Raw genomic sequence first — 15,485 nt, 5'->3', positions numbered from 1 at the left:
CCCCCGCAGACACCCCGCCCTCACTCACGCGACGCAACCTGGATTCCCCCGGCCGAACAGCCCAGTTCGAACCCACGCCACACACCCACGCCGCGCGCACCGCACACCCACGCCGCACCGCACACCCACGCCGCGCCACACACCCACGCGGCACCGCACCGCACGCCGCACGCACCGCACACCCACGCCGCGCCACACGCCCATGCCGCACGCATCGCACCGCACCGCACGCTGCGAGGCACGCCCGAATCAGAAGGCACGCTCAGGCCAGGAGACGCACCCTCAGGTCGCGCCACACTCTCATGCCGTGCCCCATGCCCGCACGGATAAAGTTCATCCGCCACGGATAGATTCACCCCATGAGCGATGTGCGAATTGTCTTCCGAAAGTACGGTGGCGCACTGCACTGGAACCACCCGGGCCGCCTACTCGGCGAGGATGAACACGGCGTGTGGGTCGAAGTCCCCGGCGGAACCGTGGCCCGCAAGGGCGAAGGCCCGCCTGTCACGTGGGAGACGACAGCCATCATGCTTTTCCCCCGAAACGCCTGGTGGACAGCCTCGTTCAACACTCCACCCCACAAAAGCGAGGTCTACGTCGACGTCACCACCATTCCAGAGTGGAAGAACGGCGAGGTCACCATGCTCGATCTCGACCTGGACGTTATCCGAATGCGGGACGGACGTCTAATCCTCGACGACGAAGACGAGTTCGCGGAACACCAGATCCTCTTGAACTACCCATCCGAGCTAATCACACAAGCAGAAGAATCCGCACGCTGGCTTCTCAACGCAGTAGGCGAAAGAACAGGACCCTTTGACGGCGCACACTTGGACTGGCTCTCAAAATCAATCCAATTTTAACACACCTCAACCATCACCACTCACAACGAAACCCATCAACGACACCCGCCCTATCAACAATCATGCCACACCCAACGAAGACAACGTCATGACTCACATCCAAGCTTCACCCATTCATCCAAACCCAAATACTCGAACGAACGATTCCCCGACCCCTAACCCATCGCTCTCAATCAGCCAAGCATCCGAGTTCTCCGCGCCATCAACCATAACCCATCTACCAGAAACGGCCCAACTAGCCTTACCTCAAAAGACAAACCAAGCGTTCCACTCACCCATTGAAGCTACACCACAACCCCATTAGGCCGCCAAAGCACCATAGACATAGCCTTACCTCATCCCGTCGCTCACCGCAAATCAAAATCGTCTACCTCCATCACCTGACCGCAGAGACCAACCCACTCTCATATGCCGCGATAACGAGTTGCGCCCGATCCCGAGCCTCCAGTTTGGCCAGCAACCGCGTGATATGCGTCTTGACCGTAGCCAGGCTCACCTGCAGATGCGCGGCGATCTCACCATTAGACAGCCCTCGCGCGATCAACGTCAGTACCTCCCGTTCCCGCTCCGTGACACCTTCCAGCCCTTTGACCCGAGGCAGCACCGGAGTACGCGTGAACTCCTCGATCAGCCTCCGCGTCACCGTCGGGGCCAACAGCGCCTCCCCACCGGCGACCACACGAATGGCGGCCAGCAGGTCCGCAGGCGGCGTATCCTTCAGCAAAAATCCACTGGCCCCGGCCCGAAGCGCATCATAAACGTGAGCATCGAGATCGAACATCGTCACGACCAGCACTCGAGCAATCTCGCGGATACGACGAGTAGCCTCAATGCCATCCATGTCCGGCATTCTCACGTCCATAAGCACGACATCCGGCCGCCGCTCCGATACGACCTTAACAGCCTCGACCCCGGTAGCCGCCTCGCCCACCACCTCCAAATCGGGCTCGGAGTCCACCAGCACCCTGAAGCTGCCCCGTATCAACGCCTGATCGTCGGCGACGACCACCCGGATCACGAAACCTCCTCATAGGGCAATTTCACAAACACTCGAAACCCTCGACCAGGCAGGCTCCCCGCCTCGTAAACACCTCCGTACATCATCACCCTCTCCCGCATTCCAATAAGGCCGTGCCCGGCACCGTCGGAAGGCAATGTACGCCTCCCCGGCCCATCATCGGTCACCTCGATCCGCACAGCCTTTCCGTCGGCGACCACAGAAACCCGGCAGGTGGTCGGCGCGGCGTGTTTGACCACGTTGGTGAGAGCCTCCTGAACAATTCGATAAACCGACAACGCCACGCCCTCAGGCAGCCGCCCCCATGCGTCCGTCTCCCGTTCCCGCACCCCGCCATCGCCCTCCTCGAAGCGGAGCTCGAACTCCACCTCGATCCCGGCCAGCCGGGCCTGATCCACCAGCGCCTGCATTCCTGCCGGCCCGGGCGCGGGCACACGGTCGGGCATCTCGGTCGATCTCAGCACGCCCAGCAGATGACGCATCTCGACCAGCGCGCTGCGGCTAGCAGTTTCGATCACGCGCAGGGCGTCGTGTGCCTCTTCCGGCTTGGTGGACATGACATGATTGGCCACCCCGGCCTTGACCGCGATCAGCCCGACGCTGTGCGTTACCACGTCATGCAGCTCGCGGGCGAGCCGTAACCGTTCCTCCGTCACCGCCTGCGCCGCCAGCCGCTCGGCGTCACGGGCCGCATACGACCTGCGCTCGTGCACGGCTCGGCCGATCGTCCACGCCCCGCCCAGCGCCGCGATGCCCAGCAGCGGCTGGTCGAGGTGCACCAGCCAGTCGGGCGCGTCTCCGCGTGGTGTGCCCGCCATCGTCAGAGCGAGGAAAGTGATCAGACTCACCACAGCTATGGCCGACGTCGGGATCGCGGCACCGCGCCGGTCAGACAAGGCGACGATATAGAGGGCGTACGCGGGCGCGAGATAGGCCAGCCCCACGACACCGCCCAGCACGGCGTAGACGGCCAGGGCCAGCGTGAGGCAGAAGACCGGCAGAGGCCACACCCTGCGCAGGGCCAGCGGCAGCCCCAGGCCAAGGGGCAGCACGATCCGCATCGACGGCGGCAGAACGGTGGCGTGCACCGTCATGGTGAACATCAGGAACGCGAAGCACAGCCCCGCCACCAGGTCGAGCACGACCAACTGCTGACGGCTCATGCGCCTGACGAAGAAGGGGTGCGTGTCCACGCGTTGAACCGTAGCCGTTGAAGTGGCGTGCCCACGTCAACCCAGGGTCTGACCTTGAAGTTCGAACCGTGGTCCGACGCGCCGGCGGCCCGGCCTCCCGCATCCTTTACCGCGTGATCGAACTCCTCCACCTCACCAAGCGCTACGGCGACACCCTCGCCGTGGACGACCTGTCCTTCAAGGTCGAGCCGGGCCACGTGACCGGTTTCCTCGGCCCCAATGGCGCCGGCAAGTCCACGACCATGCGCCTGATCCTCGGCCTCGACGCGCCGACCTCCGGCCGCGCCCTGGTCAACGGGCGCCGATACGCCTCGCTCACCAAGCCGATGCGCGAGGTCGGCGCGCTCCTCGACGCAGGGGCCGTCCACGGCGGCCGCAGCGCTTACCACCATCTGCTCTGCCTGGCCCTCACCAACGACATCGGTCCCGCTCGCGTCGCGGAGGTGCTGGAGCTGGTCGGCCTGTCGGGGGTGGCACGCAAACGAGTGGGCGGATTCTCCCTGGGCATGAAACAGCGTCTCGGCATCGCGTCCGCGCTGCTCGGCGACCCTGGTGTGCTGATGTTCGACGAGCCGGTCAACGGCCTCGATCCCGACGGCGTGCGCTGGATCCGGGGCCTGATGCGTTCGCTGGCCGCCGAGGGCAGGACCGTCCTGCTCTCCAGCCACCTCATGAGCGAGATGGCCCTCACCGCCGAGTGCATCGTGATCGTCGGCCGGGGCAAGCTCGTCGCCGAGGCCACCGTCGCCGAGCTGACGGCCCGCTATCCGTCGCTGGAAGAGGCCTACCTGGCCCTGACCGCCGAAAGCGTCCAATACGGAGCCGCCCGATGAAGGCGATCCTCTCCTCCGAATGGCTGAAGTTCCGCTCGGTCCGCTCGACATACCACGCGATCGGCACCGCAGCTCTGATGGTGCTCCTCGGTGTCGTGTGGACGTTCTACGTAAGCACTCTCGCCGATCAGCGCGGCACACTGCGGGCGGCCGCGCCCGAGGAGGGTTTCCTGCCTCTGCTCCAGCTAAGCCTGGCCGTGCTCGGCGTGCTGACGATCACTTCCGAATACACCACCGGCATGATCCGCACCAGTCTCGTCACGGTCCCGAAGCGCGGCGCCTTACTCCTGGCCAAGGCTGAGATCGTCGGCCTGTTCACGCTCGTGACGGCCACCTCGATCCTGCTGCTCACCTACACGACGAGCCGCCTGATCGCGAACGACCGCCGGCTCGGTTTCAACGAGACCACACTCGCCGACGACTTGCCCATGCTCCTCGCCACGGCCTTGTCGGTGACCGCCCTGGCACTGGTGGGGCTCGGCCTCGGAGCCGCCATCCGATCGACGGCAGGTGCCGTCGTCTCGGTCGTCGCCCTGCTGTTCGTGCTGCCCGGCGTCGCCAATTACCTGCCCCCGCCATGGAACACCCGCGTTGCCTCGCTCTTCCTGCCCAACCTCGTCCCGCAGATAGCCGATCAGCGCCTCTCGTCCCGCCTGGGTGACGGTTTCCTGCCGCCGTGGGCCGCGCTGGCCGTGCTCCTCACCTACCCGCTAGTCACCCTCGTGATCGGCTACAACGCGCTCAAAAGGAGAGACGCATGACCTTCCCGACCTCAGCCCTCGCACCGACCTTCACACCGGCCTTCACGCCGTCGAGGCACCCGCCGGATCCGGCCGCCTTCGTCCGATCCACCCTCGCCGCTGGTGCGGTCACCAGCACTTCCGCCTCTCGGATGTCCTCATGAGCAGCATCCTCGCCTCCGAATGGCTCAAACTCCGCTCGGTGCGCTCGACATACGTGATCCTTGGTCTCAGCCTTTGCACCGTTCTCCTGGGCCTCGGGCTCGCCGCAATGGCCGCCGACATGTACGACGCCGCCCCCGTGGAGCAACAACTGCGCGCCCGGATCGCGGCCCTGGAGGAGGTCCTCGTGATCGTCCCGCAGTTGTGCCTGGGCGTTCTGGGCACGCTGGCCATCACATCCGAATACGTGACGGGCCTGATCAGGACGACTCTGGCCGTCGTCCCCCGTCGCTGGCCCATCCTGGCCGCCAAATCCGTGATCATCGGTACGCTGGGCCTGCTCGTCGGCGCGGCGGCGGTCTTCGGCACCTATTTCGCGACCAAGAGCATGCTCGGTGACCGCTTCTCCGGGGCGTACGCCACAGCCTTCGGCGACCGGCTACCGCTTCTGATCGCACTCACCCTCACGGTGCCGGTGTTCGCGCTGCTCGGCCTCGCGCTCGGCGCTCTCCTGCGATCAACCGCCGGTGCGATGGCGATCATCGTGAGCCTGGTCTACGTCATTCCCATGATCATCGGCCAACTTCCCGAGCCGTGGAGCGAGTTCTTCGGCTCGCTGATGATCGGTGCGCTCCCCCAAGAGGTCATCGGTGGCAGCAACGCCAACTCGGTGTACGGCTCGCTCCTGCCTCCCCCGGCGGCTGCCGTGGCCTTGGTCCTTTACGCGGTCGCCCCGCTCGTGATCGCTGCCTGGCTGATTCGCCGAAGGGACGCCTGACATGACACGAGCCCCAAAGCCCTCGCCCGCAGAAGGATCCATGCGCGCCGGGGCCCAGCGCCTCCCTGGGCCCACGTGCCCACACCAGCACATGTGCTCACACCAGCCCACGTTGCCCACATCAGCCCACGTTGCCCACGCCAGCCCACGTTGCCCACGCCAGCGCAACGCCTCCACCACACGGAACAGCCAGGTCAAGCCGTCACCACACACGCGGAGAACCGCGCAGTCGTCCACGACCGCACCACGAAGGCGCCAATCGTCCGCGAGCGCACCATGAACGCGCCAACCATCCACGTGCGCATCACAAACGCGCAGGCTCGGCATCCGCCGCCGACCTGGCCGGAAACCGGCCAGGTTCAGGCCCCTCGCCGGGTACGGCAGGCGAGGACACCTGCCGTACCGTCCTCAGGGTGCTCAGACCTCGAGCACCACAGGAATGATCATGGGCCGACGACGATAGGTGTCGCTCACCCAACGGCCCACCGTACGACGTACGACCCGGCGGATCTCCTGCATGTCGACCACACCGTCCGCGGCCTTCTCCGCCAAGGCGCGTTCGATCTGCGGGATGAACTCCTCGAACTGGAGCGGGTCGATGCCCGAACCGCGCGCGTGGATCTCGGGGCCGGCGGTGAGCTTGCCCGTGTTCGAGTCGACCACGACCACCACGGAGATGAAGCCCTCGTCGCCGAGGATCCTGCGGTCCTTCAGGGAGGTGTCGGTGATCTCACCCACCGACGAGCCATCGACGTAGACATACCCTGCGTGCACCGCGCCCACGATCCTCGCGCGGCCGTCGACGAGGTCCACGACAACGCCGTCCTCGGCGATCACGATGTGGTCGTCGGGCACACCGGTGAGGGCGGCCAGCTTGGCGTGCGCGCGCAGGTGGCGCCACTCACCGTGCACGGGCATGAAGTTCGACGGGCGTGTCAGGTTGAGGACGTACAGCAGCTCGCCCGCGGCCGCGTGGCCAGAGACGTGCACCTTGGCGTTGCCCTTGTGTACGACGCGGGCTCCCCACCTGGTCAGGCCGTTGATGACCTTGTTGACCGCGGTCTCGTTCCCCGGCACGAGCGACGAGGCCAGCAACACGGTGTCGCCTTCGGCGATGCGGATCGGGTGATCGCGGTTGGCCATCCTCGACAGCGCCGCCATCGGCTCGCCCTGGGAGCCGGTGCAGATGAGCACGACATCCTCGGGCGGCCATTCCTCGATGTCGCGCGAGTCGACGATCAGCTCCGGCGGCACCTTGAGATACCCGAGGTCGCGGGCCACTCCCATGTTGCGCACCATCGACCGTCCGACCAGCGCGACCTTGCGGCCATGCTTGGCGGCGGCGTCCATGACCTGCTGGATGCGGTGTACGTGCGAGGCGAAGCTCGCCACGATGACCCGCTGCTCGGAAGTGCGGATCACCTCGTCGATGACCGGTGCGATCTCCCGCTCGCTGGTGACGAACCCCGGCACCTCGGCGTTGGTGGAGTCGGACATCAGCAGATCGACGCCCTCGGTGCCGAGCCTGGCGAACCCGCCGAGGTCGGTGAGGCGGCCGTCGCTCGGCAACTGGTCCATGCGGAAGTCGCCGGTGTGCAGCACGATGCCGGCAGGGGTCCTGATGGCGACGGCCAGCGCGTCGGGGATGGAGTGGTTGACCGCGAGAAACTCGCAGTCGAACGGCCCCAGCACCTGCCTTTCGCCCTCGACGACCTCGACTTTGGTCGGCTGGATCCGATGCTCGGTCAGCTTGGCCTCGATCAGGGCAAGCGTGAGCTTGGAGCCGACGAGCGGGATGTCGCGCCGCTCACGCAGCAGGTACGGCACCGCCCCGATGTGGTCCTCGTGGGCGTGGGTCAGTACCACGGCCTCGACGTCGTCGAGCCGGTCTCTGATGTATTCGAAGTCGGGCAGGATGAGGTCGACACCCGGCTGGTCCGGCTCGGGGAAGAGCACCCCGCAGTCGACGACCAGCAAACGACCGTCATATTCGAAGACGGCCATGTTCCTGCCGATTTCCCCCAATCCGCCGAGCGCGACGATGCGCAGGCCGCCTTCGGGCAGCGTGGGCGGAGGGCCAAGCTCCGGATGCGGATGACTCATGCTTGGCCCCTATGGTCAGATCTTGTTCTCAAAACTCCCGGTTCCTCCCCATTCCTATGCGTCTGTCAACTTCACCCCGCCGGCTACCAGGCAAGCACGCAGCTCGGCGATTTGCTTCTCCGTGGCGTCCACGAGCGGCAGCCGTACCGAGCCGACCGGCACTCCCACCATGCTCAGCGCCGCCTTCGCCATGATCGCGCCACCGGCGCGCAGCATGATCCCGTCCACCACCGGCGCGACCTGACCGTGAACAGCCAGCGCCTCCTTCACGTCACCGCTCTTGTGCAGGTGGATCATGCGCGCCAGCTCGGCGCCCACCACATGCCCCACGACGCTCACGAACCCGGCCGCGCCCAGTGAGAGCCAGGCCAGATTGAGCAGGTCGTCACCGGAGTAAAACGCGAGATCCGTCGCGATCATCACCTGACTGGCGGCGAACAGATCACCCTTGGCGTCCTTCACGGCCACGATGCGTTCGTGCTGCGCCAGCCGGAGCAGGGTCTCGGTCTTGATCGGTACGCCGCTGCGTCCGGGAATGTCGTAGAGCATCACGGGGAGATCCGTCGCATCGGCGACGGCGGTGAAGTGCTGATACAGCCCCTCCTGCGGAGGCTTGTTGTAGTACGGCGTCACCACCAGCAGGCCGTGTGCACCGGCACGCGCTGCCTGCTTCGCAAGTTCGACGCTGTGGCGGGTGTCGTTGGTTCCCGCTCCAGCAACCACGGCCGCGCGGTCACCAACCGCGTCGAGGACGGCGCTGACGATGCGCTGCTTCTCCTCATCAGACGTGGTAGGCGACTCACCAGTCGTCCCGTTGACGATCAGTCCGTCGTTGTGCTGTTCATCCACCAGATAGATGGCAAGACGTCGCACGGCCGCATAATCGACCTCACCGTCGGGGGTGAACGGCGTGACCATCGCGGTCAGCATGCGGCCGAAGGGCGCGTCGGTGGTTCCAATTGGCGATGCCATAGTGCGAACGCTACCTGGATTCAGAAATCCATTGGACGCCGCCACCCCGCTTTGCCTGCCTGGGGCCGCTTTTTGCCCCCTTTCGCCAGCCTCTGGACACCCCATCACCCCGCACCGAACGACTCGGCCGCGCCCTTCGCCGAGACCAACGATCCGCGTCGGCCGCTCCCGCCCCCCGAGTCGAGGAGATGTGGGCCCACTCCCGCCCGAGGGACAACCCACCCGACCTTCCCCGGAGCCTCACCTGGCCCGACGCCCCGCCCGTCCCTCCTGGGGGCATCTCCACAGCCTTCCGGGAGGGATCACAACACAGCGACGAACACCGAAACCGGCTCCGACCTAGCCCTGCACGGACGAGCACGAGCACATCATCGACGCCGAAGCAAGCCACACCACTCCAGCAAGATCAGGCCCCGGTTTCTACGACAACACCCACCTGACGGCTACGTCGAGATCGAGCCTGACCGCAACAGCGAGATCACCTGGTCACATCCCCGAACAGGAAAGCAAGAGCGAGCCCTCAGAGGCATGTCCCGCCACTTGTCCGGCCGCACGCCCGGCCCGCATCAGCTCGCTGCCACGATCTTGGGCCGCCCTCCGCCCTCGCCCTGGCCTGCGCGATCGCTCTACGGCTCCCGCTTAGGCAGGTCGATCTGGTAGCGGATGAAGCCGCGGTTCTCGGCCACTTTGTCGTACAGGCGGCGTGCGGTGCTGTTCGACTCGTGCGTGTTCCAGTACACGCGCGTGCAGGCGCGTTCCCGAGCCCAGTCCGTGACGGCCTCGATCAGGGCGCGGCCCACGCCCTTGCCCCGGACGTCCTGAGCCGTGAACAGATCCTGCAAGTAGCAGATGTCGGTACCAGGAGCCGACGTGTTCCCGTGGGTGAGGAAATGCGTGATCCCAACGAGCCGACCGTCCAGCCTCGCCCCGAGGGCGTGCAGCCGGGTGTCGGCCAGGAATTCGCGCCAGGCGTGCTCGTACATCTCGTCCGGTTCGACTCGCTCATAGAAGTCGATGTATGCACGGAACAAGCCCTCCCACGCGTCCCGCTCAGACGGAAGAAGCCTGCCAATGTCGATCATGAAGTTTCCCCAAGGCGGTGTGGTGCTGCCACGTCACGGACAGTTACGGCACTCTGCGCGATACAGCGTCAGGGCCCGGTAGATCACCCGAATGGACCAGGTGTCACACCGTAGAGAGGAGTGACCGTTCAGGGCACAACCACTCAGAGGTGATACCCGGAGACCACCTGCACGGGGCGCACCCAACGCACGCAGCGGCCCAGGTCACGGAGAGGCGGGACCTCCGCGGGCCTCGAAGTCGCCGGTGCCGACAGTCGAGAAGTCCTTGCCCCAACGCTACGCCCCCGTCCGACCAGGACCTTCGTAATGAAGGCAGGCCGTGGAGCGAGGAGGCGGACAGGGAAGAGGCCGCCGATATGTGCTCGGGGGTACACACATCGACGACCTCTACCGGAGAATCGGTACGCCTTACATCGGCGTTACAGGGTTTCTCCGATAATTTTCCGCCATCGCAAAGTTGGGGCTCCAGCGGTCATCGATGACGGTCGGTTACCTGTCGAATACGGCAACATGGGGCAACGCCTCACACGAACCCCCAGGGATGGACTAGTGGCCACCTCAGATCCGGTCTACCTGCGTGTCGTCGAAGACATCCGGCGACAGATCACCGACGGCAGCCTTCCACCCGGCGCGCCCATTCCCTCGCGGGCGCAGCTGACCCGTAAGTATCAGGTTGGCGAGACCGCCGCCCGTCACGCACTTCGCGTCCTCGCGGGCGAGGGCCTCATCATCGGCCGCGTGGGCTCGGGCCATTACGTCAGGGAACGCCCCGACCTCACCCCACTTCACCGATGGCGCTTTCTCGACCACCCCGCCCCGTTCGCCGCCGACCTGCAGTCTCAAGGTAGACGCGTGACCTGGGACTGGCACAGCGAACCCGTCGAAGCCGGCCCCGACATCGCCAGACGGCTACGCCTGCCCGAGACGGCCACACTCACCAAAACGCATTACCTCTTCCGTGGAGACGGGCGTCCACTGCAACTGGCCACGTCCTATGAGCTGCGCGAGTTCACCCTGCATCCGGAAGAGGAGCGGCGGAGTCTGGTCACGAGACTGTACGCACACGGGATAAAGATCACCGAGATCGTCGAAAGCGTACACACCCGGATCCCCCGTCCCGTGGAGAGCGATGCGCTGGATCTGGCGGCGGGTGTGCACGTCCTGCACGTGGAGCGGACTCATTGGGCGGGAGATCGCCCGGTGGAGACCAGCGACATCGTTATTCCAGGAGATCGCTTCCGGGTCACCTACAGCATGCCTGTTTAGGCCGGGGAGCTCCGGGCGCGCGCCCTCCTTGATCGCTCGCCCGGAGCTCCCTCGACTCGACCCCTGTAATATGGCGCGAATCCCGGACAAACGCGTCGAGACTGCGGGCATGGATCGGAGCAAATCGTTACCGTACGTACTCCCGGATGACAGCGCACACCGTGGGGACCAGGGCGGGCGTCAGGCTGAAGCCGTGTGTAGCCCTTTGAGGCAGGTACGCGCCAGTCGCATGCGCCGCGGCCGTCGCCGTTTCGCGGCCCCACGCCTGTGACCAGGACTAACTCACACACCACTGCTGCGGACCACTTCCGCGGACGCAGCCGACGCAAGGCTCAGTCCCATGGGCGCCGCCCGCCGCATGGAGGGCCTGAGCGAGCCACGTGTGCCGTTCCGGTCAGCCGCGGGCGAGTCGCGCTCCGTCTTGGGGGCGACTGCGCGACGCGTCCCGTTCAGCGCACCATGTGATCACGTTTCAGTGCCTCCTCCCGTGTTCGCCATCGGCTGGCAGGTTGCTCCGTCGCCGCGGCCTCGGCCGGGCATGTGCGATTGTGCGCGTCCCGTCGCTCGAATTGCAGGTGTTCATCCTGGTCGTCATGGGCAATTCCAGGCATTTGCCCTGGTCGCCATGGGCGTCAGGATGCCGGTGGCGAACCACGTTTCGTTGTTCGTAGTGCCGTTTCCTCCACATCGGTCACGCCCGGGCCACTTCTTGGTGCCGTACCGAGGGGCGCCCAGGGAGCAGTCGCAGTTCTGCCATACCTTTCGGCGCCCGACGAGGGACGCCTGTCTGCCGGCCGCGCTGCAGGCCATCGGGGATTCTGCCCAATCGCGGTGCCCACCGTGCCGTGAACGCGTGACAATCACGCGGATCTGCCGGGAACGTGCAGCTCAGAGATTGTCGGTGCGGGTTGATACAACGGTTGCGGAGGTTGCCGATGCGAGTCAAAGACCTGTCCGAGCGTGACCGGCCGCGCGAACGGCTCATGTCCATCGGTGCTGCCGCACTGGCAGACCGGGAGCTGTTGGCCGTGCTGCTCGGCTCGGGGTTCCGTGGAGCGAGCGCTCTCGACCTGGCCACCCAGGTGATCGAGCACTGCGGGGATCTCAATGCGCTCAGTCGTTCCGACCCGCATCGGTTACTCGCGCTGCGCGGGATCGGCCCTGCCAAGGCCGCGCGGGTGACCGCGGCCTTCCAACTCGTACGCCGGGCGGACGCGTGGCCGGAGCGTGAGCGGATCACGAGCACGTCCGACCTGGCCCACGCGTGCGCGCCGCTCCTGCGTGACCGGAGGCAGGAACGCCTGGTCATGGTGGTGTGCGATACCGGCGGACGGATTCTGAAGCGTGCGGTGCTGACCGAAGGCGGCAGCGATCACACTGCGATGCCCGTACGCGAACTGATCACGGAGGTGCTCACCTCGGGTGGGGCGATGTTCGGGCTTGCCCACAATCACCCGGGAGGCTCGCTCGAACCCAGCCCGGAAGACCTGGAGGCCACGGCCCGGCTCGTCGAGGCCGCGCGGACGGTCGGGCTCCGGTTGCTCGACCATCTGATCATCTCGGACGGCGCCTGGAGGCGGATTCCCACCTAAACCAATTCCACGGCGGATTATGAACCCATCCAACCGCAAACGGCATCATCCCATATATAGCGCCGAACGGCAGTTTTCCAACGGATGACCATGAGAATCTAATGACGCGGGTAGGCCGTTACGGACGTCAGCCGGCCAATACTCGTCATGGGCTGTGGTTCCGTTTCCCCTTGAAACAGCATGGGACCAGGTCCATGGGCTCGCGTTCGTCCCGGGTGAAGTCCATCCCGCACTTTGTCGGGGTGGGCAGGCGCGTCACCCGGGACAACGCGCGGGATAGCAGGTGCGTCAGCATTGGATACCTGAGCATGTCATCGTCGACGGTGTTCGGTCTGCAGGGGCGATGGCTCTGCGTGCACAGGTGCCTGTTGCGCACTGTTGTCACCGGATGGGTGGCGGCACTCCCATCCGGTGACAATCCGCCCGCTCGGGCCGGGGTCAATCCGACTGCTTGGACCGGTGCCAATCCAGCGGCTCCGGCCGGGTCACTCTGGCTGCTTGGGTCGGCGTCAATCCGGTAGCTCGGACCGGGGATAGGCCGGTAGCTCGGACCGGGGATAGGCCGACGGCTCAGACCGGGGAGGGGACAGGCCGACAGCTCTGGCCGGGGAGGGGACAGGCTGGCTGGCTCTGGCCGGGAACAGGCCGGTAGCTCGGATCTGGGATATGCCGACTGCTCGGACCGGGGAGGGGACAGGCCGGCTGGCTCTGGCCGGGGGCGAGGCGGTGGCTCGGGCCGCGCGTTCGGCCTCCCGCTACAGGTCCGGGCGACAGCTCCGGTCGGCGAGCACGACATCCCTTCGGCGATCAAGACTCCTGACCACCGCTGCGGAGGGCCCGATCTGTTCCCGGGACCCGTGATCGGTCCAGGGGAGGGAAGCGTTCACTCGCCGGCGGCAACCGGACACCCGAGTCTGCTGGCAGGGCGGCCCGGGAACTCCCCGACCAACTGAGTTTCGAGCAGAGATGTGCATGGGCCGTCAGGGGCACTCGTGCCCGATCGCGGGCAGCGCAGGCGGGGGCATTCTCAGGGAATCCGGCGCTGGGTGCACAATCAGGTTTCCTGACTAAGATCGTCAATGAAAGTCGGGGCTACTGGTCAGAAACCTCTTCCCTGGACAAGGGTCGAGGCGTCAGACTGTTGACCGCGGCCATCGCGCTCGACATCCTTGCGAACTGCGTCTTCGTAAGGGTCGCGATGGCCGTCACCATTTTCCTCTTTCCTCGCCCTGAGCGACTCCTTACCTCTGGGGCTGCCTGCGCCACATTGAGGATGGCGAGGTTCTGCCGGTTAAGAGTTGGCGGGCGGTCCTTGGGCGTGCTGGTGCAAGCGGCACGCTGGCGGGGCCTGCCTACCGAGGGCGGGTGCGGCCCGGGGTTTCGCGAGATTACCCTCTTGCCCGGGTTCCCGAGGGCTTCCCCCCTCTCACTCGTAGTGTCCGAGCTCGACCTCGCGGCTCATGGCGCCCGTGCTCGACCTCGCGGCTCATGGTGCTCGTACTCGACCCCGCGGCTCATGGTGCTCGTACTCGACCTCGCGGCTCATGGTGCTCGTACTCGGCCGATGTCGTTCGATACCTGGGGCGTCATGACTTCCCGCACGGCGCCATCGTGGCCTGGTCGGTACTGCAGGCTGGCCAGGCTGAATGCGACAAGGTCGCCTGTGCGTGGGGACGGCGTGAAGGGCGAGGCCGCGCCCCGGCTGGACCGGGCTGCCCCACACGTGCCCAGCTAGGCCGAAGCGAGGAGGGATCGCAGGGGGCGGGCGGATGCGCGAGGTGGCCGGGCGTTATCGTGCTGGTCCTCGTTCTTCTGGATCTTGCTCGCGTACGTGGCGAGCGTCGCATGGCCGGTCAACCGGAGGACCGGCTCAGCCGGCTGCCGAACGGAGCGAGTACGGAGAGATCCCACCAACGGGGTTATTCCTGACGAGAATTCGGCAATGCGGAAATATGCAGGCACAAAGGCAACCAGAGGGCGTTATATAGCGCATCTCCATGAACTCCAATGACCGTCTTTAATGTCGCATCGAGGTGGATATGTGGCACACTCTGAAATATAGCCCATTAGTCAAGGTTCTTGATTGGCCTTCCCTTTGCCGGGCCATTGGATACCCTTGGAGTGTGCTGAGTCGCGAGGGTGACACCTTTCTATATCTTCAGATCAGCGAAGTCATCAGGACGCGCATCATCGCCGAACTCTCCCCCGGGGATCTGGTGATCAGCGAGGCGGGAATCCAGCGGGAGTTCAACGTCGCGCGTACGACCGCGCGCAGGGCAATTCAAGTGCTGCGAAGCCAGGGGCTGGTTCATACGCGGCAGGGTGAGGGGACGTTCGTCAGCGTTCCCGGCCAGGCAGAGGTGGCGGGGCGGCAGGTGCCGTTCTATCGACATATCGCCCGGGAAATCCGGGAGCGGATCCAGGGCGGCGAGCTGGCAGCAGGACAACAAATTCCGACCGAGGCCGAGTTGGTGCGGAAGTATCGTGCGGCGCGTGAGACGGTCCGGCGGGCCGTCGCGTTGCTGCGGGACGAGGGGTGGGTGTACAGCGTTCCGCATCGGGGGAGCTTCGTGTCCCGGGCGGAGAAGTGGCCGGTCGGTGGAGGAGATTAGCGCCCGGCCGTTCACCATCAACCGCCGCCGGCCACTGGTGAACGACCGATACTGCACACCGACAGGCGGACGGCGCTCGGTCAGCGATTACTGAACGCCGAGCGGCTGTCGTCCCGGGCAAGGTCGCATCGCCTGCCGAACCATGTGGTTGCGGTCATCCCCGGGATCGACATGCCCGAGAGACGCGGCGGCTACCGCACCGCATCACGGCTCCTCACTCCTCATGCGTGTGGCGCTTCTGTGTGAGCGGTACAGGCAGAAGGGTTGCGGG

General features: G+C 65.7%; 11 protein-coding genes and 1 pseudogene. 7 read left to right on the top strand and 5 right to left on the bottom strand.

The window, feature by feature from the left end; all coding sequences use genetic code 11:
- Window positions 1-359 precede the first annotated feature (359 nt).
- On the top strand, window positions 360-863 hold the full coding sequence (locus tag ABD844_RS40225; RefSeq protein ID WP_344890512.1) for a DUF402 domain-containing protein: 504 nt from the start codon (window positions 360-362) through the stop codon (window positions 861-863).
- 376 nt (window positions 864-1,239) lie between these two features.
- On the opposite strand, the gene ABD844_RS40220 is transcribed toward ABD844_RS40225, so the two are convergent.
- Complete coding sequence (locus ABD844_RS40220; protein WP_344890509.1) at window positions 1,240-1,881, bottom strand: response regulator; 642 nt, start codon at window positions 1,879-1,881, stop codon at window positions 1,240-1,242.
- Window positions 1,878-3,074, bottom strand: a complete 1,197-nt coding sequence (locus ABD844_RS40215) for a sensor histidine kinase (RefSeq protein WP_344890506.1) — start codon at window positions 3,072-3,074, stop codon at window positions 1,878-1,880. The genes ABD844_RS40220 and ABD844_RS40215 overlap by 4 nt, the downstream gene beginning before the upstream one ends.
- A 113-nt stretch (window positions 3,075-3,187) precedes the next feature.
- Between ABD844_RS40215 and ABD844_RS40210 the strand changes: the two are divergent.
- The 3 genes and pseudogenes from ABD844_RS40210 to ABD844_RS40200 form a co-directional block, all read left to right on the top strand.
- Window positions 3,188-3,841: pseudogene (locus tag ABD844_RS40210) on the top strand (ABC transporter ATP-binding protein); the annotation flags it as partial.
- Between the two features lie 62 nt (window positions 3,842-3,903).
- Window positions 3,904-4,668, top strand: a complete 765-nt coding sequence (locus tag ABD844_RS40205) for an ABC transporter permease (RefSeq protein ID WP_344890499.1) — start codon at window positions 3,904-3,906, stop codon at window positions 4,666-4,668.
- Window positions 4,669-4,807: 139 nt separating this feature from the next.
- Window positions 4,808-5,587, top strand: coding sequence for an ABC transporter permease subunit (locus tag ABD844_RS40200; RefSeq protein WP_344890496.1), 780 nt, complete (start codon window positions 4,808-4,810; stop codon window positions 5,585-5,587).
- Between the two features lie 417 nt (window positions 5,588-6,004).
- Here the strand turns inward: ABD844_RS40200 and ABD844_RS40195 are convergent, their stop codons facing one another.
- The 3 genes from ABD844_RS40195 to ABD844_RS40185 all read right to left on the bottom strand — a co-directional run bounded on the left by ABD844_RS40195 (window position 6,005) and on the right by ABD844_RS40185 (window position 9,744).
- Window positions 6,005-7,690 (bottom strand): ribonuclease J, encoded by a 1,686-nt coding sequence (locus ABD844_RS40195; protein ID WP_344890493.1) that lies wholly within the window; start codon window positions 7,688-7,690, stop codon window positions 6,005-6,007.
- A 54-nt stretch (window positions 7,691-7,744) separates the two neighbouring features.
- Window positions 7,745-8,662, bottom strand: a complete 918-nt coding sequence (dapA, locus tag ABD844_RS40190) for a 4-hydroxy-tetrahydrodipicolinate synthase (protein WP_344890490.1) — start codon at window positions 8,660-8,662, stop codon at window positions 7,745-7,747.
- 626 nt (window positions 8,663-9,288) lie between these two features.
- A complete protein-coding gene (locus ABD844_RS40185; protein ID WP_344890487.1) occupies window positions 9,289-9,744 on the bottom strand; it encodes a GNAT family N-acetyltransferase in 456 nt (151 codons plus the stop codon).
- Between the two features lie 549 nt (window positions 9,745-10,293).
- Between ABD844_RS40185 and ABD844_RS40180 the strand changes: the two genes are divergently transcribed.
- The 3 genes from ABD844_RS40180 to ABD844_RS40170 all read left to right on the top strand — a co-directional run bounded on the left by ABD844_RS40180 (window position 10,294) and on the right by ABD844_RS40170 (window position 15,214).
- Window positions 10,294-11,010: a GntR family transcriptional regulator gene (locus tag ABD844_RS40180; RefSeq protein WP_344890484.1), complete on the top strand. Its 717-nt coding sequence runs from the start codon at window positions 10,294-10,296 to the stop codon at window positions 11,008-11,010.
- A gap of 935 nt (window positions 11,011-11,945) precedes the next feature.
- Window positions 11,946-12,602: a JAB domain-containing protein gene (locus tag ABD844_RS40175; protein WP_344890480.1), complete on the top strand. Its 657-nt coding sequence runs from the start codon at window positions 11,946-11,948 to the stop codon at window positions 12,600-12,602.
- Between the two features lie 2,123 nt (window positions 12,603-14,725).
- The gene (locus ABD844_RS40170) at window positions 14,726-15,214 is read left to right on the top strand and encodes a GntR family transcriptional regulator (protein WP_344890477.1); all 489 of its coding nucleotides are present in this window, start codon (window positions 14,726-14,728) and stop codon (window positions 15,212-15,214) included.
- Window positions 15,215-15,485: the final 271 nt, after the last annotated feature.

Source organism: Nonomuraea antimicrobica, assembly GCF_039536965.1.
GTDB classification, from domain to species: domain Bacteria; phylum Actinomycetota; class Actinomycetes; order Streptosporangiales; family Streptosporangiaceae; genus Nonomuraea; species Nonomuraea antimicrobica.
Note: the sequence above shows the minus strand (reverse complement) of the source record. Positions and strands in the feature narration are given on the sequence as shown.